We start from the raw sequence: 24,324 nt of genomic DNA on the forward strand, positions 1-24,324 counted from the left end.
GAGCTAATGAACAACTTAAATTACTTCAAAAGTGAATTATTTAGCTTAAGATTCCAATTAGCTACTGGTCAATTAGAAAATACAGCAAGAATAAAGTTTGTTAAGAAGGATATAGCAAAAGTTAAAACTGTTCTTGCTGAAAGAAAGTTATACGAAACTAGAGCTTAATTTGGAAAGGAGGCTTTTTAAACATGGAAAGAGGAAGAAGAAAAGTAAGAATAGGCCGTGTTGTAAGTAACAAAATGGATAAAACTATAGTAGTTGCTGTTGAAGATTTCGTACGTCATGAGTTATATAACAAGCCTGTTAAAAGAACTAAAAAGTTCAAGGCTCACGATGAAAACAATGTATGTCAAATCGGAGATAGAGTTAAGATAATGGAAACTAGACCTTTATCAAAAGATAAAAACTTTAGATTAGTGGAAGTTATCGAAAAAGTTAAATAGTTTTGCGAAAAGGAGGTATTACGATATGGTACAACAAGAATCACGTTTAAAAGTTGCTGACAATTCTGGTGCAAAGGAACTTTTATGTATCCGTGTATTAGGTGGAAGTAAAAGAAGATATGGTAACGTAGGTGACGTAATCGTTGCTACTGTTAAAAGTGCAACACCTGGTGGAGTTGTAAAAAAAGGTAAAGTTGTTAAAGCTGTAATAGTTAGAACAAAAAAAGGCATTAAACGTAACGACGGATCTTATATAGCATTCGACGAAAATGCTGCAGTTATAATAAAAGATGATAAAACTCCAGTAGGAACTCGTATATTCGGGCCTGTTGCAAGAGAGTTAAGAGATCATGACTTTATGAAAATAGTATCTCTAGCTCCAGAAGTACTATAATAAGGAGGTGCAATAGGACATGATGCGTGTTAAAAAAGATGATACAGTTGTTGTTATAGCTGGTAAAGATAAAGGAAAGCAAGGGAAAATAGTAAAAGTATTCCCTAAGACTAATAAAGTATTAGTTGAAGGTGTTAACATAGTAACTAAACACCAAAAACCAAGTGCTATGAACCCACAAGGTGGAATAGTAAATAAAGAAGCTGCTATACACGTTTCAAATGTAATGCCAGTTGATCCTGAAACAGGAAAAGGAACTAGAGTTAGATTTGAAATGAGAGACGGTAAAAAAGTTAGAGTAGCTGTTAAGAGCGGAAAAGAAATATAATATAGCTTGAAAGGAGGGACCTTAAATGGCTTCTAGATTACAAGAAAAATATAACAATCAAGTTGCTCCAGCTATGATGGAGAAATTTGGATACAAAAATATAATGGAAATACCTAAGTTAGATAAAATAGTTATCAATATGGGTGTTGGAAATGCTAAAGAAAATCCAAAAGGATTAGAAAAAGCAGTAGAAGAAATGGAATTAATATCTGGTCAAAAACCAGTTATAACTAGAGCTAGAAAATCAGTAGCTAACTTCAAATTAAGAGAAGGTATGCCAATAGGTGCAAAAGTTACATTAAGATCTGATAAAATGTACTACTTCTTAGATAAATTAGTTTCTGTTACTTTACCAAGGGTTAGAGACTTCAGAGGAGTTAATGCTAATGCTTTCGATGGTAGAGGAAACTATGCTTTAGGTGTTAAAGAACAAATAATATTCCCAGAAATCGAATATGATAAAATAGATCAAGTTAGAGGAATGGATATAATATTCGTTACTACAGCTAAAACAGACGAAGAAGCTCGTGAATTATTAAAATTATTAGGAATGCCATTTTCTAAATAATTAAAGGAGGGATTCCAGTGGCTAGAAAAGCGATGGTTGTAAAACAACAGAAAAAGCAAAAATATTCAACAAGAGAATATACTAGATGCTCAATATGTGGTAGACCACATTCTGTTATAAGAAACTTCGGTATATGCCGTATATGCTTTAGAGAATTAGCTTATAAAGGTCAAATACCTGGTGTAAGAAAAGCAAGTTGGTAAGATTTTTTTAAAAGTGAAAGGAGGGTTTCAATATGACAATGACAGATCCAATAGCAGATATGCTTACTCGTATAAGAAATGCAAACACTGTTAAGCATGAAACTGTTGACGTTCCTGCTTCTAACATAAAGAAAGAGATAGTTAGAATCTTATTAGAAGAAGGTTTCGTTAGAGGTTATGATGTTATAGAAGATGAGAAACAAGGAATAATAAGAATACAATTAAAGTACGGACAATCAGGCGAAAGAGTTATACAAGGTATAAAAAGAATATCTAAACCTGGTATGAGAGTTTATACAAATGCTTACGAAGTACCAAAGGTATTAAATGGATTAGGAATATCTATAATATCTACTTCAAAAGGTATATTAACTGATAAACAAGCAAGAAAAGAAAATGTTGGTGGAGAAGTAATCTGCTACGTTTGGTAATCAATCGAACTAAGTAAGGAGGTGCGACTATGTCAAGAATAGGTGTTAAACCAATAACAGTACCAGCTGGTGTTGAAGTTACTATAGCTGCTGATAACACAGTTACAGTAAAAGGACCTAAAGGAACTTTAACAAAGCAATTTGATGGTGCTTTAACTATAAAACAAGAAGGAAATGTTATAACTGTTGAAAGACCAACAAATAACAAACAACACAGATCATTACACGGATTAACTAGAACATTAATAGATAACATGGTAATAGGTGTAAATACTGGTTTCGAAAAGAAATTAGAATTAGTAGGTGTTGGATACAGAGCACAAAAACAAGGAAATAAATTAGTTATGAACTTAGGATACTCTCACCCAGTTGAGATGGTAGACCCAGAAGGAATAACTGTAGAAGCTCCAAATCAAACTGAATTAGTAGTAAAAGGTATAGACAAACAATTAGTTGGTAACTATGCTGCTAAAATAAGAGACTGGAGAAAACCAGAGCCATACAAAGGTAAAGGTATAAGATACGCTGGTGAAGTTGTAAGACGTAAAGAAGGTAAAACTGGTAAAAAGTAAGCCTAATTAAATAAAGGTTGAAAGGAGTGAGCTCAATGTTAAAGAAAGCTGATAAAAATGCTATAAGACTTCAAAGACATAAGAGAGTAAGAAAAAGAATATCTGGAACTACTCAAAGACCAAGATTATGTGTATTTAGAAGTTCAAACAATATATACGCTCAAATAATAGATGACACTAATAGAGTAACTCTTGTTGCTGCATCTTCTTTAGAAGCAGAAGTAAAGGGTGCTGTTAATCATACAGGAAATAAAGAAGCAGCTAAATTAGTTGGACAATTAGTAGCTAAGAAAGCTGTAGAAAAAGGTATAACTGAAGTTGTATTCGACAGAGGTGGATACTTATATCACGGAAGAATAAAAGAGTTAGCTGAAGCTGCAAGAGAAGCTGGTCTTAAATTCTAATTAAAAAAGGAGGGACATGCACATGCGTCAAATAATAGATGCGAGACAACTAGACTTACAAGAAAAAGTTGTTGAAGTAAGACGTGTTACTAAAGTTGTTAAAGGTGGTAGAAACTTTAGATTCGCAGCTTTAGTAGTTGTTGGAGATGAAAACGGACACGTTGGAATAGGTTCTGGAAAAGCTATGGAAGTTCCAGACGCTATAAGAAAAGCAGTAGAAGATGCTAAAAAGAATCTTATAAGAGTACCTATGGTAGGAACTACTATACCTCACGAAGTTATCGGACACTTCGGTGCTGGAAGAATAATAATAATGCCAGCTCAAGAAGGTACAGGAGTTATCGCTGGTGGTGCTGCTAGAGACTTATTAGAATTAGCTGGATTAAAAGACGTTAGAGCGAAATGCTTAGGGTCAAGAAATCCAAGAAATATGGTTAATGCTACAATAGAAGGACTTAAATCTCTTAAAACAGCTGAAGATATAGCTAAATTAAGAGGTAAAAAAGTTGAAGATCTTTTAGGCTAAGGAGGTAGTGTGAAATGGCTAAATTACAAATCAAATTAGTTAGAAGTACAATAGGAACTACTCCTAACCAAAGAAAAAACGTGGAAGCGTTAGGATTAACAAAAAGAGAACAAGTAGTTGTTAAAGAAGATAATGCCCAAATGAGAGGTATGATCGCAAAAGTTAGTCACTTAGTTGAAGTAACTGAAATATCTGAATAATTATTTACGAAATAAGAAGGAGGTGCAATCCATGAAACTACATGAGTTAAGACCTGCTAAAGGAGCAGTAAAAGCTAAGAAAAGATTAGGTAGAGGTACTGCTACTGGTCAAGGTAAAACTGCAGGACGTGGACAAAAAGGACAAAAGTCTCGTTCAGGTGGTGGAGTTAGAGTAGGATTTGAAGGTGGACAAATGCCACTAGCTAGAAGACTTCCTAAGAGAGGTTTCACAAATCCATTCAAAAAAGAATATACAGAAGTTAACGTTGAACTTTTAAATAGATTCGAAAATGGTACTGAGGTAACTGCAGAATTATTAAAATCTACAGGTGCTGTAAGTAAAATAGAAAAAGACGGTATAAAAATATTAGGACAAGGAACTCTTGAAAAAGCTGTTACAGTTAAAGCTGCTAAATTCACAGCTTCAGCTCAAGAGAAAATAGAAAAAGCTGGAGGAAAAGCAGAGTTAGTTTAATCTGTGGATTCTAGCAATACTTGTGGGGTGATTACGTGCTATCAAAGATAAAACAATCTTGGAAAGTAAAAGATGTAAGAAAAAGAATTTTATATACCCTAATGATGATTCTAATATTTAGAATAGGTACTACTATACCAGTTCCTGGAGTCAATACCAGTATTATACAGGGTATGGTAGGCAACAATAGCCTACTTTCCCTATATAATATGTTTGTCGGTGGAGCTTTTAGTAACTTTACTTTATTCGCACTAGGTATAGGACCGTTTATAACAGCTTCAATTATTATACAACTTCTTACTATAGGTTTTGATAGTTTAAAAGAACTACAAAAGTCTGGTGAAGAAGGAAGAAAAAAAATGAATTTATATACTAGATACACAGCTTTAGCGTTAGGATTCGTACAAGCTATAGGTATTACTCTTGGTATTGTAAGAGGAGCTTTAGCATCAGATAGTATATTCTTCATTTCTACTGTAATAGTAACTTTAGTTGCAGGTAGTATGCTTGTAATGTGGATGAGTGAAAGAATTACTGAAAAAGGTTTAGGCAACGGTAGTTCGATAATAATATTTGTTGGTATTATATCAAGAATACCTACTGATCTTATAAGAACAGTAAAAAATGTTCAAGATGGAAACTTAGCTTTATGGGCAGCTATATTAGTTGCTGTAGTAATGCTTATAACAATAACAGCTGTTACATTTATAAATGAGGCAGTTAGAAAAATACCAGTACAATATGCTAAAAGAGTAGTTGGAAGAAAGTTATATGGAGGACAAAGTTCTCATATACCTATGAAAGTCAACCAGTCAGGTGTTATGCCAATAATATTTGCTAGTTCGCTTTTAGCCTTCCCTCAAACTATAGCAATGTTCATGGGAGAAAGTGCTCAGACATTTGTATCAACTTACCTAAGTACAAGTTCAGACATAGGTTTTTGGATATATAGATCTTTAGAAGTTCTATTGATAGTATTTTTCTCATATTTCTACACTACTATATCATTTAATACTGAAGATATAGCAGAAAATATGAAAAACAATGGTGGATTTATTCCTGGTATAAGACCTGGAAAACCTACAATTGATTATTTAAACAAAATATTATCAAAGCTAACATTAGCAGGAGCTATATTCTTAGCTATAATTGCTATGATACCAGCGTTTACAGTACATTTCTTAAATACAGAAATGGCACTTGCTGGAACATCTATACTAATCGTTGTAGGGGTAGCTCTTGAACTTAAGAGACAATTAGAGTCACACCTTGTTATGAGAAGTTATCAAGGATTTTTAAAATAAATTGGAGATGATAGTATGAGACTTATATTATTAGGACCTCCTGGAGCTGGTAAAGGTACTCAAGCTGCAGGAATAGTTGAAAAATACCAGATACCTCATATATCAACAGGAGATATATTCAGAAAAAACATAAAAGAAGGAACAGATCTTGGTAAAAAAGCTAAAGAGTATATAGATCAAGGTTTATTAGTTCCTGATGAATTAACTGTTGGCTTAGTTACAGACAGAATATCTCAAGATGACTGTGAAAATGGGTTCATGTTAGATGGTTTCCCAAGAAACGTATCTCAAGCAGAACAGTTAGATGCTTTCTTAAAAGAAAATGGAATAGCATTAGATAAAGTTATCAATATAGAAGTTGATAAAGAAAAATTAGTAGCAAGAGCAGTTGGCAGAAGAATCTGTAAATCTTGCGGTGCTACTTTCCATATAGAATTTAACCCTTCAAAAGAAGAAGGAGTTTGTGATATATGTAAAGGTGAGCTTTATCAAAGAGCTGACGACAATGAAGAAACTGTGTCAAAAAGAATACAAGTATACTTAGATGAGACTAAACCATTAGCTAATTATTATTCTCAAGCAGGTATAATAGCTGATATAGATGGTCAACAATCTATAGATAAAGTATTTAATGATATAGTAGCTGCTTTAGAGAGTAAATAATAATGATTATTTTAAAATCTAAGGCAGAAATAGAACTTATGAGAGAGGCAGGCAAAATTGTTGCTGATACTCATGAAGTTATAAAAGAAGCTATTATTCCGGGAATATCTACTTTAGAGTTAGATAGAATAGCTGAAGAAAATATAAGAAAATATAATGCAGTACCGTCTTTTAAAGGCTATGGAGGATTTCCAGGAAGTATATGTGCTTCTATAAACAATAAAGTTGTACATGGAATTCCTGGTAATGAAATAGTAAAAGAGGGGGACATTATAAGTATAGATATAGGAGCCTATTATAAAGGATATCATGGTGACTGTGCGAAAACTCACGGGGTTGGCCTGATATCTGAAGAAAATAGGAAACTAATAGAAGTTACAAAAGAAAGCTTCTATGAAGGACTTAAGTTCGCGAAAGTTGGATATAAACTTTCAGATATCTCACACGCAATACAAGCACACACAGAAAATAATGGTTTTTCAGTAGTTAGATCATTAGTTGGCCATGGAATTGGTAGAAATCTTCATGAGTCACCTAATATACCTAATTATGGCAAACCTAATAAAGGTCCTAAGTTAGAGCCAGGAATGGCACTGGCTATAGAGCCTATGATTAACCAAGGTAGTTACCATGTAAAATGTTTAGCTGATGGCTGGACCATTGTAACTAGCGATGGAAAAAACTCTGCTCATTACGAGCATACGATAGCAATAACAGAGGATGAACCTTTAATATTAACAAGTTTATAAAACTTATAATATAAGTGCTATCACAAATTTACAGATTAAAATTAATTTTTAAAATGTAAAAATCAAAAAAGTTAAGCACTTATAAAAGATATGAAATAATTTTTAAGAGCTAACTTACTAAGCCAATAAATTGGCTTGTGAAATGGAGGGCTGATTCTTTAATGGCCAAAAAAGATGTTATAGAATTTGAAGGTACAGTTATTGAAAACTTACCTAACGCTATGTTTAAAGTCAGACTAGAGAATGGACATGAAGTATTATGTCATTTATCTGGTAAGTTAAGAATGAACTTCATAAGAATTCTTGAAGGTGATAAGGTTAATGTTGAGCTTTCACCTTATGATCTTACAAGAGGAAGAATTACTTGGCGTAAGAAATAGGCTATGTACTAGTCTAAGGAGGGATAATAATGAAGGTAAGACCGTCAGTAAAACCAATGTGCGAAAAATGCAAAATCATTAAAAGAAAAGGTAAAGTAATGGTTATATGCGAAAATCCTAAGCACAAACAAAAACAAGGATAATAAAATATTTCTAGCATAAAGTTGTATAATATGTTATAATATTTAAATGTGACATTGACTGGATGCGTTGGAAATACAATATTTGAATAGATTTTATGAATTTATTTAAATAAAAAGTTTAATAGTAAAAATAACTAAGTCGTAGGAGGTGCAAGTAATGGCAAGAATCGCTGGGGTAGATTTACCTAGAGAAAAAAGAGCGGAGATAGGCTTAACTTATATATATGGTATAGGTAGAGCAACTGCTAATGAAATATTAGCAAAAGCTGAGATAAATCCAGATGTTAGAATCAAAGATTTATCAGATGATGAAGTTAATACATTAAGAAGAATAATAGACAATGATTTCTTAGTTGAAGGTGACTTAAGAAGAGAAATTGCATTAAATATAAAAAGATTAAGAGATATAAAATGCTACAGAGGTATAAGACATGCTAAAGGTTTACCACTAAGAGGGCAAAAAACTAAGACTAACGCTAGAACTAGAAAAGGTCCTAGAAAAACTGTATCTCGTAAAAAGAAAAAATAATAAATAGATAGGAGGGAAATCGAACAATGGCTAAACAAAAAAAGAAAGTTACTCGTGTAAGAAGAAGAGAACGTAAAAACATAGAGCGTGGTCAAGCACATATACAATCAACTTTTAACAATACTATAATAACTTTAACTGACGTTCATGGAAATGCTATATCATGGGCATCTTCAGGACAATTAGGATTCAAAGGTTCTAGAAAGTCAACTCCATTTGCTTCTCAAATGGCTGCTGAAACTGCTGCTAAAGCTGCAATGGAACACGGTTTAAAAAGTGTAGAAGTATTCGTAAAAGGACCAGGTTCAGGAAGAGAAGCTGCTATAAGAGCTTTACAAGCTACTGGACTAGAAGTAACAATGATCAAAGATGTTACTCCAATCCCACACAACGGATGTAGACCACCAAAAAGAAGAAGAGTATAATTAGGAGGTGTAATTATGGCAAGATATACTGGTGCATCATGCAGACAATGCCGTAGAGAAGGAATGAAATTATTCCTTAAAGGTGATAGATGTTATACAGATAAATGTGCTATAGTTAAAAGAAACTATGCTCCAGGACAACATGGACAAGGGAGAAAGAAAGTTTCTAACTATGGTTTACAATTAAGAGAAAAACAAAAAGTTAAAAGAATATACGGAGTTTTAGAAACTCAATTCAGAAATTTATATGAACGTGCTGAGAAAATGTCAGGTAAAACTGGTGAAAACTTATTAAGCTTATTAGAAAGAAGATTAGATAATGTTGTTTACAGAATGGGATTAGCTAACTCTAGAAAAGAAGCTAGACAATTATTAACTCATGCACACTTTACTTTAAATGGTAAAAAAGTTGATATACCTTCAATAACTGTTAAAGTTGGAGATGTTATAGCTGTTAAAGAAACTTCAAAATCATCAGCTAAATTTAAAGGTATAGTAGAAGCTAACACAAGAATAGCTCCAAGATGGATAGATGCAGATGTTCAAAACATGACTGCTACAGTTACTGCTCTTCCAAACAGAGAAGATATAGATCTTGAAATAGCTGAACACTTAATCATAGAGCTTTATTCTAAATAATAAGCACTTTTTAATAATACTTATAAAAAGTGTTTACCCTCAGTGGATTAATAAATTTGAAGGAGGGTTTTGTCCATGATAGAAATAGAAAAACCAAAAGTAGACATTATAGAACTTGGTGAAGATTATAGATATGGAAAATTTGTCATTGAACCTTTAGAAAGAGGATATGGAATTACTATAGGAAATGCTCTAAGAAGAATATTATTATCTTCTTTACCTGGTGTGGCTGTAAATTCTATAAGAATAGATGGTGTTCTTCATGAATTTTCGACAGTACCAGGAGTTAAAGAAGATGTTACTGAGATAATATTATCTTTAAAAGAACTTTCTGCTACTATAGATGGTGAAGGAAGTAGAACTCTTAAAATTCAGGCTCAAGGACCATGTACTGTAAAAGGATCAGACATAATCTGTCCACCAGATGTACAAATATTAAGTGAAGACTTAGAAATCGCAACTTTAGATGATAATGCTAAGCTTAATATGGAAATATACATCGACAAAGGTAGAGGATATGTTCCAGCCGAGGAAAATAAAACAGAAAATATGCCTATAGGTGTTTTACCTGTAGACTCAATATACACTCCCGTACAAAAAGTTAGCTACCATGTAGAAAACACTAGAGTTGGTCAAAAATCAGATTATGATAAATTAACACTAGAAGTATGGACTAATGGAAGCATTAATCCTCAAGAGGGTATATCTCTTGCAGCTAAAGTATTAGTTGAACATTTAAATCTATTTATTGACTTAACAGAGCATGTAAGCAATGTTGAAATAATGGTAGAAAAAGAAGAAGATCAAAAAGAAAAAGTTCTTGAAATGACTATTGAAGAACTTGATTTATCAGTTAGATCTTACAACTGTTTAAAAAGAGCGGGAATTAATACAGTTGAAGAATTAGCAAATAAATCAGAAGATGATATGATGAAGGTTAGAAACCTTGGTAAAAAATCACTTGAAGAAGTTATTCAAAAATTAGAAGAACTAGGTTTAGGTCTTAAACCAAGCGAAGAATAGGCGAGCAAAGGAGGGATTGGCGTGGCTAATTACCGTAAATTAGGACGTGTGACATCACACAGAAACCTTATGTTAAGAAACTTAGTAACTGATTTACTAAGAAATGGTAGAATAGAAACTACAGTAACAAGAGCTAAAGAAACTCGTAGAATGGCTGAAAAGATGATAACTCTTGCTAAAAGAGGAGATCTTCATGCTAGAAGACAAGTTTTAGCTTATGTTATGGATGAAACAGTAGTAAATAACTTATTCACTGATATAGCTCCAAAATATGCTGAGAGAAATGGTGGATATACTAGAATAATCAAAAAAGGGCCAAGAAGAGGCGATGCTGCTGAAATGGCATTTATTGAATTAGTATAGTAAATAGTTAATATATATAGAAAAAAGATTAAGTTTGATGGGCTTAATCTTTTTTTTTATGCAAATAATAATATTAAAAAAATTCATACTCATAAAAGTAACTATATAATCAAAGCAATTATCATTTTTAATTAGAACTGTGATATAATATTAAGATAAAAAAATAAAGTTTACTACTTTAAGAAGGAGTAGAATAGATGAACAATATTATAAATGTAAACAATGTTTCATATGAATACATGACTGAAGAATCTAGTTTCAAAGCTATAGATGACTTAAGTTTAGATGTTAAGCAAGGAGAGTTTGTAGCTATTATAGGACATAATGGTTCAGGAAAATCTACATTATCTAAAAATTTAAATGCAATTTTAATGCCTACAAAAGGGAACATTATTATAGATGGTAATGATACTAAAGATGAAGAAAAATTATGGGATATAAGACAGACTGCAGGTATGGTATTTCAAAATCCAGATAACCAAATTGTTGCAACTATAGTAGAGGAAGATGTAGCATTTGGTCCTGAGAACTTAGGTATTGAACCTAGATTAATAAGAGAAAGAGTAAAAGAAGCTCTTGAGAGTGTTGGTATATATGAACTAAGAGATAGACAACCACACCTATTATCTGGAGGTCAAAAACAAAGAGTTGCAATTGCAGGTATTATAGCTATGAGACCTAAATGTATAATATTTGATGAAGCTACAGCTATGTTAGATCCATCAGGTAGAAAAGAAGTAATGAACGTAATAAATAAACTTAATAAGGAAGAAAATATTACAGTATTACATATAACTCATTATATGGAAGAGGCTGTAGATGCTGATAGAGTTATAGTTATGGACAAAGGGCGTAAATTATTAGAAGGAACACCAAAAGAAGTATTTAAAAATATTGATACTTTAAAGAAAATAGGATTAGATGTTCCTTATATGACAGAACTAGCCACTTCTTTGAGAAAAGAAGGATTAGATATAGAAGATGATATATTAACAGTAGATGAGATGGTGGTGAAATTATGTCAATTGTAGTAAAAAATTTAACTTATATATATGATGAAGGAATGCCTTTTGCAAATAAAGCATTAGACAATATATCATTTGAGATAAAAGATAGGGACTTCGTGGGACTTATAGGACATACTGGTTCAGGTAAATCAACACTTATTCAACATTTAAATGGACTTATAAAGCCCTCATCAGGTGATATATATGTAAATGATTTTAAAATAACAGATCCTAACTTGAATTTAACAGAAGTAAGAAAAAGGGTAGGTATAGTATTCCAATATCCTGAGTACCAACTGTTCGAGGAAACTGTTGAAAAAGATATAGCTTTTGGTCCTTCTAATTTAGAATTAAGTGAGGAAGAAATATCAATCAGAGTTAGAGAGTCTATGGAAGCTGTAGGACTTAATTATGAAGAATATAAAGATAAATCGCCATTTGATTTATCTGGAGGACAAAAACGTAGGGTTGCTATAGCAGGTGTCATAGCAATGAATCCAGAACTATTAATACTTGATGAACCTACTGCTGGATTAGATCCAGGAGGTAGAGATGAAATCTTTGATTTAATCAGAAAATTACATGAAGAACGCAACATGACAATTATATTATCTTCTCATAGTATGGATGATATGGCTAAGATAGCTAAAAACATAATAGTTATGAACCATGGAAAAATAGAATTTATGGGATCACCTAGAGAAATATTCAATGAACATGCCCCTAGGTTAAAAGAAATAGGATTGGATATACCACAAGTTTTAGAATTAGCTATAAAGCTAAGAGATAAAGGTTTTGATATAAGAAATGATGTATTAACAATAGATGAGATAAAAGAAGAAATACTAAAATTTATGAAAGGAAGAAAGATATGTTAAAAGATATAACGATAGGTCAATATTATCCTGCAAATTCTTACATTCATAAGTTAGATTCAACAACTAAGCTTGTTGGAACATTAGTATTCATGGTATCTTTATTTGTAGTAAATAAGTTTTGGCCATACTTATTAATAGCAGCTTTGTTAGTAGCAGTAATAAAAATGTCAGATATACCTCTTAAATATATTATGAAAGGTATAAAGCCACTAAGATGGATTATACTATTTACATTTGTAATTAATATTTTCTTCTTACCAGGAGAAGTTATATGGAAATTTGGTTTCCTAACGTTAACAAAAGAAGGAATTAGGCAGGCTATATTCATGTCTATTAGATTAGTATTCTTAGTAATAGGTACATCTTTATTAACTCTTACAACATCTCCTATACAACTTACAGATGGTATAGAGAGAATGCTTAATCCTTTAAAGAAAGTAGGAATGCCTGTTCATGAGTTAGCTATGATGATGACTATTGCATTAAGATTCATACCTACTTTATTAGATGAAACAGATAAAATTATGAAAGCTCAAATGTCTAGAGGGGCTGACTTTGAAAGTAGTAATATTATAAATAGAGCTAAAAATTTAGTGCCATTATTAGTACCTTTATTCGTAAGTGCCTTCAGAAGAGCTGATGAATTAGCAATGGCTATGGAAGCAAGATGTTATAGAGGTGGCCAGAATAGAACTAAGATGAAAGAAGCTGTTATTACGAAAGCAGATTATACAGCATATGTTTTACAAGTTGTATTTTTGGCAATCATAACAGTAACTAGATTTATATAGATGAGGATATAAATGAGAAACTTAAAGCTTACAATACAATATGATGGTAATAAATATTGTGGTTGGCAAAAACAACCTAACTCTCCAGGCATACAGGGTACAATAGAATATGCTATCTATGAAATAACAAAAGAAAAAGTGAATATAACAGGCTCAGGTAGAACTGATGCTGGTGTACATGCTTTGGGTCAAGTTGCAAACTTTAAGACTAATACAAGCATACCAGCTAATCGAATACCAGATGCATTGAATGCTAAGCTACCTAAAGATATATCTATAATAAGCTGTGAAGATGTAAATGAAGATTTTCATTCTAGATACAGTGCAAAAGGTAAAATATATAGATATTTAATCTACAATAAACCTTATAGAAGCCCATTATACAAGGATACATCTTATCATGTTAAATATGATTTAGATATCAACAAAATGCGCGCAGAAGCTAAGTCATTGGTTGGTACATATGATTTTAAAGGTTTCATGAGTTCTGGTTCATCTGTTAAAGATACAGTAAGAACTATATATGATATTAGCATAAAAGAAAATGAAGATTTAATTGTATTAGAAGTAGAAGGTAATGGATTTTTATATAATATGGTTAGGATAATTGTGGGTACATTAATCGATATAGGTAGAGGCAGAATTACTAAATCTATGAATGAAATAATCCAATCACAGGATAGAGGAGAATGCGGTCATACTGCGCCTGCACATGGATTATTTCTCAAAAAAGTTCATTATTAAACTTGACACGCTTGGGTCATTGTATTAAAATGAATAAGAGTGTGCTAGTAAGTCCACATTGCCCCGGACTTTATATATACGGTAGAAAAAATAAATTAAAAAATTAAGGAGGGACAACCATGAAGAGTTATATAGCTAAGCCAGCTGAAGTACAAAGAAATTGGTACGTAGTTGATGCTGAAGGAAAAACATTAGGTCGTCTTGCTACAGAAATAGCAACTATATTAAGAGGGAAACACAAAGTAACATTTACACCACACGTAGACGGTGGAGATTTTGTTGTTGTTGTAAACGCAGCAAAAGTTCAATTAACAGGAAAAAAATTAGATCAAAAATTATATAGATACCACACTGGTTATGTAGGTGGATTAAAAGAAATAACTTACAGAGAAATGATGGAAAAGAAACCAGAAGAAGTAGTAGCACATGCAGTTAGCGGAATGTTACCAAAAAATAAATTAAGAAGCAGAATGATGACTAGATTAAGAGTATTCGCAGGTGCTGAACATACACATGCAGCTCAAAACCCAGTTGAATTAAACTTCTAGTATTATAATAGGTGAAAGGAGGAGTTATCATGGAAAAAGTTCAATTCTACGGAACAGGAAGAAGAAAAAGCTCTGTAGCTAGAGTTAGATTAGTTGCAGGTGAAGGAAATATAGTAGTTAATGGAAGAGATGTTGAAGAATACTTCAACTACGAAACATTAATAAGAGATGTTAAACAACCATTAGTTTTAACAAGCAATGAAAATAAATACGATGTAATAGTAAAAGTTGAAGGTGGAGGATTCACTGGACAAGCTGGTGCTATAAGACACGGTATATCAAGAGCTTTATTAAAAGCTGATGCAGAATTAAGACCAGAATTAAAAAAAGCTGGATTCTTAACAAGAGATGCAAGAATGAAAGAAAGAAAGAAATATGGTTTAAAAGCTGCAAGAAGAGCGCCTCAGTTCTCAAAAAGATAGTTTTTATCATATATTCAAAATATTTCAAATTGTATATACAGGATGTTTTTCAACTATTTGTTGGAGAACATCCTTTTTTTGTTACTTAAACATTAAAATATATGTGCTAAAAAAGCTGGCTTCTAATAAAGTCAGCTTTTCATAATATTGATATTAAACCCCAGACAAGGAATGACGTTATTGATAATATTAGCCAAGGGGATTTTTTATATTGAGATTATTTGTTTGTAGTATTTTATTTCTTATTTATAATTTTCTGATCTGACTTCAAAGTATGATTGAGGATGCTCACAGACAGGACATGTCTTAGGAGCAGTCTTTCCGTAATGTATATGACCACAATTTTGACAAATCCAATAAACTTCCTCATTTTTTTTGAATACTGTTTCATTTTCTAAGTTTTCAAGAAGTTTAAGATATCTTGATTCGTGTTCTTTTTCTATTTTTCCTATGGCTTTAAATAAATAAGCTATTTTAGTGAAACCTTCTTCTTTTGCTACTTTTTCGAACTCTGCATACATATCTGTCCATTCATAATTTTCTCCAGCAGCAGCATCTTTTAAATTTTCTGGAGTATAAGGAATACCATCATGTAAAAGTTTAAACCATATTTTTGCATGTTCTTTCTCGTTATGTGAAGTTTCCTCAAATATGCTCGAAATTTGATTATATCCTTCTTTTTTTGCTTTTGAAGCATAATAACCATATTTTATACTCGCTTGAGACTCACCAGCAAAAGCTGTTTGTAAATTTTTTTCTGTTTTACTTCCTTTTAATTCCATAACCATTACCCCCCTTTATAAGTTTTAAAAAATATTATTTAACAATAATAATTATTATTTTTTTCAACATATATTTATGCTATAAAATTATAAAAACATATTGATAGAATTTTAATTAAATAAATTATTTAAATAAAATAATTTATTTAATTGACGATAAAAAAACAATGTACTATTATTATGTTAATTGAATAATATCTTCAGGGCAGGGTGAGATTCCCTACCGGTGGTTATAGCCCACGAGCCGTAAATGGCATGATTCGGTGTAATTCCGAAGCCGACAGTATAGTCTGGATGAAAGAAGATAAAACATATGCTAGTTTTGTATTACTTTGATTTATATGCTCTGGAATGATCTTATCGTTTCAGAGTTTTTTATTTTAAATTAAGGTTATATTTTAGTATAACTCTATCTGCCTTGGACAATATGTTTAAGGCTTTTTTATATACAGAAATTTATAAAGAGTTTCTTATATTAATTAAGAATTTTACTTAATATTTGGGGGTGAAAAAGTGACGGATACAGAATATATGAAAATTGCATTAGAGTTAGCTAAAAAAGGATGTGGGTTTGTTAATCCTAATCCCATGGTAGGTGCTGTAATAGTAAAAGGTGATGAAATGATAGGTATGGGATATCACGAAAAATATGGTAATCTCCATGCAGAAAGAAATGCTATTTTGAGCTGTAAAAAGTCTCCTAAAGGTGCAACGCTATATGTAACATTAGAACCTTGTTGTCATTATGGAAAAACTCCACCTTGTACAGAAGCAATAATAGAAAGTGGTATAAGCAAAGTTGTCATAGGCTCTAGTGATCCAAATCCCTTAGTGCAAGGTCAGGGAGTAAACATACTTAGAAATAATGGAATTAAGGTTATAGAAAATGTATTAAAAGAAGAATGTGATGAAATAAATAAAGTATTTTTTCATTATATAAAAACTAAAACACCTTATGTAGTTATGAAATATGCAATGACTATAGATGGAAAAATTGCCACATATACAGGAAAATCAAAGTGGGTTACGGGAGAGGAAGCTAGACAAAATGTACATAAAGATAGGCATAAATATTCTGCAATAATGGTAGGTGTTGGTACTGTATTAGCTGATAATCCAATGTTGAACTGTCGTATAGAAGAATGTAAAAATCCTATAAGAATTATATGTGATACAAATTTAAGAACACCTATAAACAGTAATATAGTAGAAAGTTCAAAAGAAATACAAACAATTATAGCTACTTGTTGTGAAGATGAAAATAAACGAAATTGGTATATTGATGCAGGATGTAAATTACTTACACTTTCTAAAAAAGATAATCATATTGATCTGAATGAATTAATGAAGCATTTAGGTGAAGAGAACATAGATAGTATTCTTTTAGAAGGAGGAGGAGCATTAAATTGGTCTGCCTTGAATAGTGGAATAGTTAATGAAGTTCAGACCTATATTGCTCCAAAAATATTTGGTGGAATAGATTCAAGATCTCCTGTTGCTGGAATAGGTGTAGAAAATCCTCAAGACTCATTTTATCTTAAAAATAAATCTATCAGACAAATAGGAGAAGATATTCTTATTGAGAGTGAGGTGATACAAAGATGTTTACAGGAATAATTGAAGAAGTAGGTAAGGTTGTGAGTATAAAAAAAGGAGCTAAATCATCTATACTTACCATACAAGGAAGAAAAATATTTGAAGATTTGAAAATAGGAGATAGTGTGGCAGTAAATGGTGTATGTTTAACAGTTACAAGTTTTTCTAAAAATATTTTTATCGCTGATGTTATGAATGAAACTTTAATACGCTCATCTTTAGGAGATTTAAGTGATGGAAGTTTAGTAAATTTAGAAAGAGCTATGGCTGCAAATGGTAGATTTGGTGGACATATTGTATCAGGTCATATAGATGGTACCGGCAGAATAATAAAAGTTCAAAGAGATGATAATGCTGTATGGTACACAATAACGACAAGTGATAACTTGATGAAATATATAGTAGAAAAAGGTTCTATTGCTATTGATGGTATAAGTTTAACAGTAGCTAAAGTAGATTGCAAAAGTTTTAGTGTTTCTATTATTCCACATACGGCAAAGGAAACTGTACTTTCTCACAGATCAGTTGGGGATAATGTTAATTTAGAAAATGATATTATAGGAAAGTATGTGGATAAGTTGATTAATCTTGGAGATAAAAAAAAGATAGAAAGTAATATAACAAAAGAATTTTTAATGAAAAATGGATATTAGGGGGATTGGATATGTTTAAATTTAATACTATTGAAGAAGCTTTACAGGATCTTCGAGAAGGAAAAATAATAATTGTAACAGATGATGAAAGTCGTGAAAATGAAGGGGATTTTATCTGTGCAGCAGAGTTTGCAACAACAGAAAATATTAATTTTATGGCTACCCATGCTAAAGGGCTCATATGTATGCCTATGAGTAAAGAATTTTGTGATAGACTTCAACTTACACAAATGGTATCTAATAATACAGATAATCATAGTACAGCTTTTACTGTATCAATAGACCATGTAGATACGACTACTGGAATATCAGCAGAGGAACGTAGTATAACGGCTATGAAGTGTGTAGAAGATGATGCAAAACCACAAGATTTTCGTAGACCAGGTCATATGTTTCCTTTGTTAGCAAAGAAAAATGGAGTATTAGAGCGTGATGGACATACAGAAGCCACTGTTGATTTGATGAGATTAGCAGGTTTAAAAGAATGTGGATTATGCTGTGAAATAATGAGAGAAGATGGGACTATGATGCGTACTACTGAGTTAATAGAGTTAGCTCAAAAGTGGAATCTAAAATTCATAACAATAAAAGATTTACAAGATTATAGAAAAAAACATGAAAAATTAGTTAAGTGTGTTGCTGATACAAAAATGCCTACGAAATATGGAGATTTTAGAGCTTATGGATATGTAAATAAATTGAATGGAGAACATCATATTGCCTTGGTTAAAGGAAATATTGGAGATGGCGAAAATATCTTATGTCGTGTTCATTCTGAGTGTTTAACAGGAGATGCATTTGGTTCTTGTAGATGTGATTGTGGAGAACAGTTTGATGCTGCAATGAGACAAATAGAAGAAGAAGGAAGAGGAATTCTTCTTTATATGAGACAAGAAGGTCGTGGAATAGGATTGATAAATAAACTTCGTGCTTATGAATTGCAAGACAAAGGAATGGATACATTAGAAGCTAATTTAGCTCTTGGTTTTGATGGAGACTTAAGAGAATATTTTATAGGGGCTCAAATACTTAAAGACCTTGGAGTTAAAACTTTAAGACTACTTACAAATAATCCAGATAAAATTTATGGACTATCTGATTTTGGAATGGAAATTATAGAGCGTGTTCCAATACAAATAAATCCTACGATTCATGATTTATTTTACTTAAAAACAAAAAAAGAAAAAATGGGCCACATTTTAAATTATTAAAATTCACTATAAAATTATAAAGTATAAAAAGGAGATAGTAAATATGAAATTATATGAAGGAAAGCTAGTATCAAAGGATATAAAAATCGGAATAGTGGCAGCTCGTTTCAATGAGTTTATAACATCTAAATTATTAGGAGGGGCCATAGATGCACTAACACGCCATGAAGTAAAAGAGGAAGATATAGAAGTAGCATGGGTTCCAGGAGCATTTGAAATACCACTCATAGCATCGAAAATGGCTAAAAGTAACAAATACGATGCTATAATATGTCTAGGAGCTGTAATTAGAGGAAATACATCTCATTATGATTATGTGTGTAATGAAGTGTCAAAAGGAATTGCTCATGTATCTTTAAACTCTGATATACCAGTAATGTTTGGTGTAGTTACTACTGAGAACATCGAACAAGCTATAGAACGCGCTGGTACAAAAGCTGGTAATAAAGGGTTTGAATGCGCGGTTGGTGCTATAGAAATGGTTAATCTTATAAGGGAAATAGAAGCTTAAATATTATTGTTTATTAAGTAACGTTTCTTGTGAAACTATTTATATTTAAATATAGATAACAAAAAACTCATGGTAAAATACCATGAGTTTTTTGTTTTGTAATAATTCCTTAAGAATTATCTTCGTAATTATGTAAGATTTATATTTTATCATATCAAGTATAAAGGATGATGTGAAGTTAAAATATATAAAAGGAGGACTGTATATGATAAATCAATATATTCTTGATGGAATATGGATACTAAGAGGTAGTACGATAAAAGGGATAATGATATATTTAATAATTTTAGGAATTTTATATTTAACTAATAAAAGAAGGATATTTAGAATAAAACAAACTATGCTTGAATCTATATTAACTATATATATGATAACAATATTAAATATAACAGGAATAATAGGAATGAAATTTTATTTTTCAGATGTTATGAATGGTATGTATAATATGAATTTAATTCCTTTTAAAGATGTATCTATAATGATGGTGTTTTTAAATTTTTTATTATTTGTGCCCTATGGAATATTATTACCATGTGTATTTGATAAATTAAGATTTAGTGGTAAAAAGGTTTTACTTATTGGATTTGTTACTAGTTTTAGTATAGAATTATTGCAAGTATTTGGAGGGAGATATGCAGAAGCTGATGACCTTTTAGTAAATTCACTAGGCGCATTTGTAGGATTTGTGATTTACTCATATGGAAGGAAGATTATGTTTAGAAATTATAAATTTATAAAAGGATGTGATTCTAGTGTATAATACAAAAGAGAAACAATTGCATGAAGGGGTTGAAATAAATGTACAACATATTAGTAGTGGATGATGATAAAGAAATAGTTGAATCCGTAGAAATATTTTTAAGAAATGAAGGGTTTAATATATATAAAGCATATAACGGATTAGAAGCTTTAGATGTATTAGTAAATAAAGATGTACACTTAATACTTATGGATATAATGATGCCCAAACTAGATGGTATAAAAGCAACAATAAAAATTAGAGAAGAAAAGAATATTCCAATAATACTAGTATCAGCTAAAAGTGAGGATACAGATAAGATAATGGGACTAAATATTGGAGCAGATGATTATATAACAAAACCTTTTAATTTATTGGAATTAATAGCTAGATTAAAATCAAATTTAAGAAGATATGTAACACTAGGTAATTATAACAGTCAAAATATAAATAATAATGAAGTTTTAAGCAGTGGTGGACTGGAACTAAACACATCAACAAAAGAAGTTAAGGTTGACGGACAGTTGGTAAAAGTAACACCAATAGAATTTAAAATACTTAATTTATTACTTGCTAATAAAGGAAGAGTATTTTCTATAGATGAAATATACGAAAGAGTATGGAATGAAGAAAGTTTTAATGTGGAAAATACAGTAGCAGTTCATATAAGAAGGATAAGAGAAAAAATTGAGATAAATCCAAAAGAACCGAGATATTTGAAAGTGGTATGGGGAGTGGGATACAAAATTGAGAAATTATAATGATAAAATATTTAAAGAAAGAAGCTTAATGTTTAATTTTATATTTATGCTTATTATGTTTGCTATTACTCAAATAGTAGGCATAGTTATTTGTTTTTACTATGGAGGTATGAATTTAATATTTGACATGTTAGTTATGTTTATTTTGAACTATATGTTATATAAGGCATTAAGATTTTAATTATAAAGGAGAATATATGAAAGGAAATAAAGCATTTAAATTTATAAATTTAGTAATAATATTTGTATGTATATCATCTTTTTTATCTATGATACCAACAACAATTAACTTAATTGCTGGAGGTGGTGGCGTATTTACAAGCTATATGCATAAAGAAAAATTTGTAATAGAAGATGAATTTTATAAAAGTAGGGCTTTTGATAATAATTTAATAAGTTATTTAGTATCAGTTACAAGTGGCACAGTTGGAGGACAAGATAAAGATTTATCTGATAAAGATAAAAATAACATAGAAGAAACTAGAAAGTATTCAAGAGAAACTTTGAAAGAAATCTCAAATCTTAATTACTTTATTATAAATAAGGATACAGGTGAGATTTATACAAATACAGAGTGCAAAACAGCAGAAGAGTTTCAAAGTAAATATAGAGGAGAATGTGATGTAAAAATATCATCAAATAATTATAATGTTAGCTATTCAAAAATATTTAATAATAATGAATATAAGGATTCAAATGTAACTGGTGAGTTAGGATATGTTATGCAATTAAGAAACGGTGATATATATATGTCCATACCTAAAGATTTTGAACAGGCTCCAGGTATTTATGACAGAATATATGAAATGAAAAATGATTTTAATAGAGAAATAGTATACGTTAAAATAATATTAGCAACACTAGGAACTTCATTATTATTAGGGATAATATCTACATTTTTATATAAAAGAAGCAAAGTTGAACTATTTGATAAAGATAGTTTATGGTTAAAACTTAGCAAATTTATACCTTTAGAATTATATATAGTAGGTATAATATGTGCATTAGTATTTTTAATGCAGAGTGTTGATTATTATTATGATATGCTTAGTAGTTTTACATTTGGATTTTTAGGTATAGGATTTATTTGTACGGTATTTTATATATTTAATAAGCAAATAAATAGTTATGATAATAAATTAGATTTCTTTAAAACAACCTTAATTTATAGAGTATTTAAATTTTCTAAAAAAATATTTGTAAAGACATTAAAACTTACTAAAAGTGTACCATTATCAAAGAGAATAATAGGTCTAGCTATAGTATGTATAGTAGTTAATTTATTCTTAATGATGTTTGCAATATCAGACTATAATCCTTTATTTGCAATTATAGGTGCTGTCTCGACAATAGGAGGATTTACTTATTATATATTAAAAAAACTGTGGTACTTATCTTATATAATGGATGGAACGCAGAAAATAAAAAATGGAGACGTACATCATAAGTTAAAATTAATTGGAGAAGATAATTTTACAACTCTAGCAGATAACATAAATAACATACGAGATGGACTAGACAAGGCTATAGATAATCAGTTAAAGAGTGAAAGGATGAAATCTGAGCTTATAACAAATGTATCTCATGATTTAAAAACTCCATTAACATCAATAATAAATTATGTTGAATTAATAAAAAAAGAAGAAGATATAAGTCCAGAATACTTAAAAGATTATATTAATGTGTTAGATTCAAAATCAAAAAGATTAAAAATTCTAATAGAAGACTTATTTGAAGCTAGTAAGGCTAGTAGTGGTAATATCGAATTAAATATGGAGAGGATAGATATTACTCAATTATTAAGACAATCCATTGGTGAAATGGAAGAGAAGTTATCAGAAGCTAATCTAGACTTAAAGGTAAATGTTCCAGATGAAAAAGTTTATATAAGAGCTGATGGAAGAAGGTTATATAGAGTTTTAGAAAATTTATTAAGTAATATATCAAAATATTCTTTATCAAATACAAGAGTATATATAGATATAATTCAAGTTAATGATAAGGTCAGATTAACTATGAAGAATATATCTTCTTATGAGTTAAATTTTGATCCTCAAGAGATTATGGAAAGATTTAAAAGAGCGGATGAGTCTAGAAATACAGAAGGAAGTGGACTTGGACTTGCTATTGCTAGAGATTTAGTTAATTTACAAGGTGGTAATTTTGATATAGATATAGATGGAGATTTATTTAAATCCATAGTAGAATTTCAACTTATGAATTAAATAGTATTACAATAAAAGGGAGACGATACTAATCAAAGTATGTCTCTTTTTATTAATTTAAAAAAGTAATATATAAAGACAAACCTCAATATAAATATATGGGGTGATAATGTGAAAAAATATATTAAACATATAGTTTTTGGATTAGTATCTTTCTTATTAGTTGGAGTATCTATTATAGAAATTAAAAGTTCATCAGAGGATGTAATCAAACTAATGCCTATTACTAATAAAACTATAATCGTAGATGCAGGTCATGGTGGTATAGATCCAGGTGCGATGACAGATGATGAATCTATAAAAGAAAAAGATGTTAATCTAAAGATAACTATGAAATTAAAGGAATTGTTAGAAGCTAGTGGTGCTATGGTTATATTAACTAGAAATGATGATACAAGTCTGTATAAAGAAGAAGAGGGTAAAACTATAAGACAAAAGTATAATGAAAACCTGAAAAATAGAAAGAAGATTATAAAAGAATCTTCAGCAGATATGTTCGTTTCTATTCATCTTAATAAGTTTGAACAATCAAAATATTATGGTGCTCAAACATTCTATCCATACGGTAAAGATGAAGATAAACTATTAGCAACTTATATTCAGGCTGAATTAAAGAGAGTGGTAGATAATACCAATAACAGAGAAATAAAACCAAGAAATGATCTTTACTTATTAAAGGAAAATGAAATAC

38 protein-coding genes and 1 riboswitch are annotated in these 24,324 nt (G+C 30.6%); of the genes, 37 read left to right on the forward strand and 1 reads right to left on the reverse strand.

Going from position 1 to position 24,324, the window contains the following annotated elements; all coding sequences use genetic code 11:
- From rpmC to rpsI, 28 genes are all read left to right on the forward strand, one after another.
- The coding region (rpmC, locus tag J7G74_RS04865) for a 50S ribosomal protein L29 (RefSeq protein ID WP_297132634.1) at nt 1-168 on the forward strand (168 nt) is incomplete at its 5' end.
- 23 nt (nt 169-191) lie between these two features.
- Entirely contained in the window at nt 192-446 is a 255-nt protein-coding gene (gene rpsQ, locus J7G74_RS04870) for a 30S ribosomal protein S17 (protein ID WP_297132565.1), read from the forward strand.
- 25 nt (nt 447-471) lie between these two features.
- Nucleotides 472-840, forward strand: a complete 369-nt coding sequence (rplN, locus tag J7G74_RS04875) for a 50S ribosomal protein L14 (protein WP_297132567.1) — start codon at nt 472-474, stop codon at nt 838-840.
- Nucleotides 841-862: 22 nt separating this feature from the next.
- A complete protein-coding gene (gene rplX / locus J7G74_RS04880) occupies nt 863-1,168 on the forward strand; it encodes a 50S ribosomal protein L24 (protein ID WP_297132636.1) in 306 nt (101 codons plus the stop codon).
- Nucleotides 1,169-1,193: 25 nt separating this feature from the next.
- Nucleotides 1,194-1,736, forward strand: coding sequence for a 50S ribosomal protein L5 (rplE, locus tag J7G74_RS04885; protein ID WP_297132570.1), 543 nt, complete (start codon nt 1,194-1,196; stop codon nt 1,734-1,736).
- Between the two features lie 17 nt (nt 1,737-1,753).
- Nucleotides 1,754-1,939, forward strand: coding sequence for a type Z 30S ribosomal protein S14 (locus J7G74_RS04890; protein ID WP_018590380.1), 186 nt, complete (start codon nt 1,754-1,756; stop codon nt 1,937-1,939).
- Nucleotides 1,940-1,971: 32 nt separating this feature from the next.
- Nucleotides 1,972-2,370 carry a 30S ribosomal protein S8 gene (rpsH, locus tag J7G74_RS04895; RefSeq protein WP_074920371.1) on the forward strand — a complete coding sequence of 133 codons (399 nt, stop codon included), beginning with the start codon at nt 1,972-1,974 and terminating at the stop codon, nt 2,368-2,370.
- A 29-nt stretch (nt 2,371-2,399) separates the two neighbouring features.
- Nucleotides 2,400-2,942 carry a 50S ribosomal protein L6 gene (rplF, locus tag J7G74_RS04900; protein ID WP_297132574.1) on the forward strand — a complete coding sequence of 181 codons (543 nt, stop codon included), beginning with the start codon at nt 2,400-2,402 and terminating at the stop codon, nt 2,940-2,942.
- Between the two features lie 35 nt (nt 2,943-2,977).
- Nucleotides 2,978-3,346 carry a 50S ribosomal protein L18 gene (rplR, locus tag J7G74_RS04905; RefSeq protein WP_297132576.1) on the forward strand — a complete coding sequence of 123 codons (369 nt, stop codon included), beginning with the start codon at nt 2,978-2,980 and terminating at the stop codon, nt 3,344-3,346.
- Between the two features lie 16 nt (nt 3,347-3,362).
- Nucleotides 3,363-3,872 carry a 30S ribosomal protein S5 gene (gene rpsE / locus J7G74_RS04910; RefSeq protein WP_297132579.1) on the forward strand — a complete coding sequence of 170 codons (510 nt, stop codon included), beginning with the start codon at nt 3,363-3,365 and terminating at the stop codon, nt 3,870-3,872.
- Nucleotides 3,873-3,886: 14 nt separating this feature from the next.
- Nucleotides 3,887-4,072 carry a 50S ribosomal protein L30 gene (gene rpmD / locus J7G74_RS04915; protein WP_297132581.1) on the forward strand — a complete coding sequence of 62 codons (186 nt, stop codon included), beginning with the start codon at nt 3,887-3,889 and terminating at the stop codon, nt 4,070-4,072.
- A gap of 31 nt (nt 4,073-4,103) precedes the next feature.
- Nucleotides 4,104-4,547 (forward strand): 50S ribosomal protein L15, encoded by a 444-nt coding sequence (gene rplO, locus J7G74_RS04920; protein WP_297132585.1) that lies wholly within the window; start codon nt 4,104-4,106, stop codon nt 4,545-4,547.
- Between the two features lie 35 nt (nt 4,548-4,582).
- Nucleotides 4,583-5,851, forward strand: coding sequence for a preprotein translocase subunit SecY (secY, locus tag J7G74_RS04925; RefSeq protein ID WP_297132587.1), 1,269 nt, complete (start codon nt 4,583-4,585; stop codon nt 5,849-5,851).
- 15 nt (nt 5,852-5,866) lie between these two features.
- Nucleotides 5,867-6,514, forward strand: a complete 648-nt coding sequence (locus J7G74_RS04930; protein ID WP_297132589.1) for an adenylate kinase — start codon at nt 5,867-5,869, stop codon at nt 6,512-6,514.
- A 2-nt stretch (nt 6,515-6,516) separates the two neighbouring features.
- Nucleotides 6,517-7,263: a type I methionyl aminopeptidase gene (gene map, locus J7G74_RS04935; protein WP_297132590.1), complete on the forward strand. Its 747-nt coding sequence runs from the start codon at nt 6,517-6,519 to the stop codon at nt 7,261-7,263.
- A gap of 161 nt (nt 7,264-7,424) precedes the next feature.
- Nucleotides 7,425-7,643 carry a translation initiation factor IF-1 gene (infA, locus tag J7G74_RS04940; protein WP_039680327.1) on the forward strand — a complete coding sequence of 73 codons (219 nt, stop codon included), beginning with the start codon at nt 7,425-7,427 and terminating at the stop codon, nt 7,641-7,643.
- A 29-nt stretch (nt 7,644-7,672) separates the two neighbouring features.
- Entirely contained in the window at nt 7,673-7,786 is a 114-nt protein-coding gene (rpmJ, locus tag J7G74_RS04945) for a 50S ribosomal protein L36 (RefSeq protein WP_018590391.1), read from the forward strand.
- A 157-nt stretch (nt 7,787-7,943) separates the two neighbouring features.
- Complete coding sequence (rpsM, locus tag J7G74_RS04950) at nt 7,944-8,315, forward strand: 30S ribosomal protein S13 (RefSeq protein ID WP_297132592.1); 372 nt, start codon at nt 7,944-7,946, stop codon at nt 8,313-8,315.
- A gap of 26 nt (nt 8,316-8,341) precedes the next feature.
- Complete coding sequence (rpsK, locus tag J7G74_RS04955; RefSeq protein ID WP_297132593.1) at nt 8,342-8,740, forward strand: 30S ribosomal protein S11; 399 nt, start codon at nt 8,342-8,344, stop codon at nt 8,738-8,740.
- A gap of 15 nt (nt 8,741-8,755) precedes the next feature.
- Nucleotides 8,756-9,379 carry a 30S ribosomal protein S4 gene (rpsD, locus tag J7G74_RS04960; protein ID WP_297132595.1) on the forward strand — a complete coding sequence of 208 codons (624 nt, stop codon included), beginning with the start codon at nt 8,756-8,758 and terminating at the stop codon, nt 9,377-9,379.
- Nucleotides 9,380-9,454: 75 nt separating this feature from the next.
- Entirely contained in the window at nt 9,455-10,402 is a 948-nt protein-coding gene (locus J7G74_RS04965; protein ID WP_297132597.1) for a DNA-directed RNA polymerase subunit alpha, read from the forward strand.
- A 21-nt stretch (nt 10,403-10,423) separates the two neighbouring features.
- Nucleotides 10,424-10,765, forward strand: a complete 342-nt coding sequence (gene rplQ, locus J7G74_RS04970; protein WP_297132600.1) for a 50S ribosomal protein L17 — start codon at nt 10,424-10,426, stop codon at nt 10,763-10,765.
- A 197-nt stretch (nt 10,766-10,962) separates the two neighbouring features.
- Nucleotides 10,963-11,796: an energy-coupling factor transporter ATPase gene (locus J7G74_RS04975; protein WP_297132603.1), complete on the forward strand. Its 834-nt coding sequence runs from the start codon at nt 10,963-10,965 to the stop codon at nt 11,794-11,796.
- Nucleotides 11,784-12,650, forward strand: a complete 867-nt coding sequence (locus J7G74_RS04980) for an energy-coupling factor transporter ATPase (RefSeq protein WP_297132605.1) — start codon at nt 11,784-11,786, stop codon at nt 12,648-12,650. The genes J7G74_RS04975 and J7G74_RS04980 overlap by 13 nt, the downstream gene beginning before the upstream one ends.
- Nucleotides 12,644-13,441 carry an energy-coupling factor transporter transmembrane component T family protein gene (locus J7G74_RS04985; protein ID WP_297132607.1) on the forward strand — a complete coding sequence of 266 codons (798 nt, stop codon included), beginning with the start codon at nt 12,644-12,646 and terminating at the stop codon, nt 13,439-13,441. Before J7G74_RS04980 ends, J7G74_RS04985 begins: the two co-directional genes overlap by 7 nt.
- A 12-nt stretch (nt 13,442-13,453) precedes the next feature.
- Nucleotides 13,454-14,185, forward strand: a complete 732-nt coding sequence (truA, locus tag J7G74_RS04990; RefSeq protein ID WP_297132610.1) for a tRNA pseudouridine(38-40) synthase TruA — start codon at nt 13,454-13,456, stop codon at nt 14,183-14,185.
- Between the two features lie 119 nt (nt 14,186-14,304).
- Nucleotides 14,305-14,733: a 50S ribosomal protein L13 gene (gene rplM, locus J7G74_RS04995; protein WP_297132612.1), complete on the forward strand. Its 429-nt coding sequence runs from the start codon at nt 14,305-14,307 to the stop codon at nt 14,731-14,733.
- A gap of 29 nt (nt 14,734-14,762) precedes the next feature.
- Nucleotides 14,763-15,155: a 30S ribosomal protein S9 gene (rpsI, locus tag J7G74_RS05000; RefSeq protein ID WP_297132614.1), complete on the forward strand. Its 393-nt coding sequence runs from the start codon at nt 14,763-14,765 to the stop codon at nt 15,153-15,155.
- Between the two features lie 242 nt (nt 15,156-15,397).
- Here rpsI and rbr read toward each other — a convergent pair whose 3' ends face one another.
- Nucleotides 15,398-15,937 carry a rubrerythrin gene (gene rbr, locus J7G74_RS05005; protein WP_297132617.1) on the reverse strand — a complete coding sequence of 180 codons (540 nt, stop codon included), beginning with the start codon at nt 15,935-15,937 and terminating at the stop codon, nt 15,398-15,400.
- A gap of 192 nt (nt 15,938-16,129) precedes the next feature.
- A riboswitch (FMN riboswitch) is annotated at nt 16,130-16,247 on the forward strand.
- A 203-nt stretch (nt 16,248-16,450) separates the two neighbouring features.
- On the opposite strand from rbr, the gene ribD reads away from it, so the two are divergent.
- The 9 genes from ribD to J7G74_RS05050 form a co-directional block, all read left to right on the forward strand.
- Nucleotides 16,451-17,554, forward strand: a complete 1,104-nt coding sequence (gene ribD, locus J7G74_RS05010) for a bifunctional diaminohydroxyphosphoribosylaminopyrimidine deaminase/5-amino-6-(5-phosphoribosylamino)uracil reductase RibD (RefSeq protein WP_297132618.1) — start codon at nt 16,451-16,453, stop codon at nt 17,552-17,554.
- Nucleotides 17,539-18,186 carry a riboflavin synthase gene (gene ribE, locus J7G74_RS05015; protein ID WP_297132619.1) on the forward strand — a complete coding sequence of 216 codons (648 nt, stop codon included), beginning with the start codon at nt 17,539-17,541 and terminating at the stop codon, nt 18,184-18,186. The genes ribD and ribE overlap by 16 nt, the downstream gene beginning before the upstream one ends.
- Before the next feature lie 11 nt (nt 18,187-18,197).
- Nucleotides 18,198-19,397: a bifunctional 3,4-dihydroxy-2-butanone-4-phosphate synthase/GTP cyclohydrolase II gene (locus J7G74_RS05020; protein WP_297132621.1), complete on the forward strand. Its 1,200-nt coding sequence runs from the start codon at nt 18,198-18,200 to the stop codon at nt 19,395-19,397.
- Between the two features lie 43 nt (nt 19,398-19,440).
- Nucleotides 19,441-19,908 (forward strand): 6,7-dimethyl-8-ribityllumazine synthase, encoded by a 468-nt coding sequence (ribH, locus tag J7G74_RS05025; protein ID WP_297132623.1) that lies wholly within the window; start codon nt 19,441-19,443, stop codon nt 19,906-19,908.
- A gap of 205 nt (nt 19,909-20,113) precedes the next feature.
- Entirely contained in the window at nt 20,114-20,668 is a 555-nt protein-coding gene (locus tag J7G74_RS05030) for a VanZ family protein (protein ID WP_297132625.1), read from the forward strand.
- Between the two features lie 38 nt (nt 20,669-20,706).
- Nucleotides 20,707-21,408, forward strand: coding sequence for a response regulator transcription factor (locus tag J7G74_RS05035; RefSeq protein ID WP_297132626.1), 702 nt, complete (start codon nt 20,707-20,709; stop codon nt 21,406-21,408).
- Complete coding sequence (locus J7G74_RS05040; RefSeq protein ID WP_297132627.1) at nt 21,395-21,589, forward strand: hypothetical protein; 195 nt, start codon at nt 21,395-21,397, stop codon at nt 21,587-21,589. The genes J7G74_RS05035 and J7G74_RS05040 overlap by 14 nt, the downstream gene beginning before the upstream one ends.
- A gap of 16 nt (nt 21,590-21,605) precedes the next feature.
- Complete coding sequence (locus tag J7G74_RS05045) at nt 21,606-23,633, forward strand: sensor histidine kinase (protein WP_297132629.1); 2,028 nt, start codon at nt 21,606-21,608, stop codon at nt 23,631-23,633.
- A 111-nt stretch (nt 23,634-23,744) separates the two neighbouring features.
- Nucleotides 23,745-24,324 (forward strand): N-acetylmuramoyl-L-alanine amidase (locus J7G74_RS05050; RefSeq protein WP_297132632.1); only part of this gene is annotated, 580 nt, incomplete at its 3' end.

This window comes from Terrisporobacter sp. (assembly GCF_017888745.1).
In the GTDB taxonomy this organism is placed as follows: Bacteria; Bacillota; Clostridia; order Peptostreptococcales; family Peptostreptococcaceae; genus Terrisporobacter.

Excerpts from the sequence above, each read along its gene's own strand:
- rpsQ (WP_297132565.1), top strand. The coding sequence starts at position 192 with ATGGAAAGAGGAAGAAGAAAAGTAAGAATAGGCCGTGTTGTAAGTAAC.
- rplN (WP_297132567.1), top strand. The coding sequence starts at position 472 with ATGGTACAACAAGAATCACGTTTAAAAGTTGCTGACAATTCTGGTGCA.
- rplX (WP_297132636.1), top strand. The coding sequence starts at position 863 with ATGCGTGTTAAAAAAGATGATACAGTTGTTGTTATAGCTGGTAAAGAT.
- rplE (WP_297132570.1), top strand. The coding sequence starts at position 1,194 with ATGGCTTCTAGATTACAAGAAAAATATAACAATCAAGTTGCTCCAGCT.
- rpsH (WP_074920371.1), top strand. The coding sequence starts at position 1,972 with ATGACAATGACAGATCCAATAGCAGATATGCTTACTCGTATAAGAAAT.
- rplF (WP_297132574.1), top strand. The coding sequence starts at position 2,400 with ATGTCAAGAATAGGTGTTAAACCAATAACAGTACCAGCTGGTGTTGAA.
- rplR (WP_297132576.1), top strand. The coding sequence starts at position 2,978 with ATGTTAAAGAAAGCTGATAAAAATGCTATAAGACTTCAAAGACATAAG.
- rpsE (WP_297132579.1), top strand. The coding sequence starts at position 3,363 with ATGCACATGCGTCAAATAATAGATGCGAGACAACTAGACTTACAAGAA.
- rpmD (WP_297132581.1), top strand. The coding sequence starts at position 3,887 with ATGGCTAAATTACAAATCAAATTAGTTAGAAGTACAATAGGAACTACT.
- rplO (WP_297132585.1), top strand. The coding sequence starts at position 4,104 with ATGAAACTACATGAGTTAAGACCTGCTAAAGGAGCAGTAAAAGCTAAG.
- J7G74_RS04930 (WP_297132589.1), top strand. The coding sequence starts at position 5,867 with ATGAGACTTATATTATTAGGACCTCCTGGAGCTGGTAAAGGTACTCAA.
- map (WP_297132590.1), top strand. The coding sequence starts at position 6,517 with ATGATTATTTTAAAATCTAAGGCAGAAATAGAACTTATGAGAGAGGCA.
- infA (WP_039680327.1), top strand. The coding sequence starts at position 7,425 with ATGGCCAAAAAAGATGTTATAGAATTTGAAGGTACAGTTATTGAAAAC.
- rpmJ (WP_018590391.1), top strand. The coding sequence starts at position 7,673 with ATGAAGGTAAGACCGTCAGTAAAACCAATGTGCGAAAAATGCAAAATC.
- rpsM (WP_297132592.1), top strand. The coding sequence starts at position 7,944 with ATGGCAAGAATCGCTGGGGTAGATTTACCTAGAGAAAAAAGAGCGGAG.
- rpsK (WP_297132593.1), top strand. The coding sequence starts at position 8,342 with ATGGCTAAACAAAAAAAGAAAGTTACTCGTGTAAGAAGAAGAGAACGT.
- rpsD (WP_297132595.1), top strand. The coding sequence starts at position 8,756 with ATGGCAAGATATACTGGTGCATCATGCAGACAATGCCGTAGAGAAGGA.
- J7G74_RS04965 (WP_297132597.1), top strand. The coding sequence starts at position 9,455 with ATGATAGAAATAGAAAAACCAAAAGTAGACATTATAGAACTTGGTGAA.
- J7G74_RS04975 (WP_297132603.1), top strand. The coding sequence starts at position 10,963 with ATGAACAATATTATAAATGTAAACAATGTTTCATATGAATACATGACT.
- J7G74_RS04980 (WP_297132605.1), top strand. The coding sequence starts at position 11,784 with ATGTCAATTGTAGTAAAAAATTTAACTTATATATATGATGAAGGAATG.
- J7G74_RS04985 (WP_297132607.1), top strand. The coding sequence starts at position 12,644 with ATGTTAAAAGATATAACGATAGGTCAATATTATCCTGCAAATTCTTAC.
- truA (WP_297132610.1), top strand. The coding sequence starts at position 13,454 with ATGAGAAACTTAAAGCTTACAATACAATATGATGGTAATAAATATTGT.
- rplM (WP_297132612.1), top strand. The coding sequence starts at position 14,305 with ATGAAGAGTTATATAGCTAAGCCAGCTGAAGTACAAAGAAATTGGTAC.
- rpsI (WP_297132614.1), top strand. The coding sequence starts at position 14,763 with ATGGAAAAAGTTCAATTCTACGGAACAGGAAGAAGAAAAAGCTCTGTA.
- rbr (WP_297132617.1), bottom strand. The coding sequence starts at position 15,937 with ATGGAATTAAAAGGAAGTAAAACAGAAAAAAATTTACAAACAGCTTTT.
- ribE (WP_297132619.1), top strand. The coding sequence starts at position 17,539 with ATGTTTACAGGAATAATTGAAGAAGTAGGTAAGGTTGTGAGTATAAAA.
- J7G74_RS05020 (WP_297132621.1), top strand. The coding sequence starts at position 18,198 with ATGTTTAAATTTAATACTATTGAAGAAGCTTTACAGGATCTTCGAGAA.
- ribH (WP_297132623.1), top strand. The coding sequence starts at position 19,441 with ATGAAATTATATGAAGGAAAGCTAGTATCAAAGGATATAAAAATCGGA.
- J7G74_RS05030 (WP_297132625.1), top strand. The coding sequence starts at position 20,114 with ATGATAAATCAATATATTCTTGATGGAATATGGATACTAAGAGGTAGT.
- J7G74_RS05035 (WP_297132626.1), top strand. The coding sequence starts at position 20,707 with ATGTACAACATATTAGTAGTGGATGATGATAAAGAAATAGTTGAATCC.
- J7G74_RS05045 (WP_297132629.1), top strand. The coding sequence starts at position 21,606 with ATGAAAGGAAATAAAGCATTTAAATTTATAAATTTAGTAATAATATTT.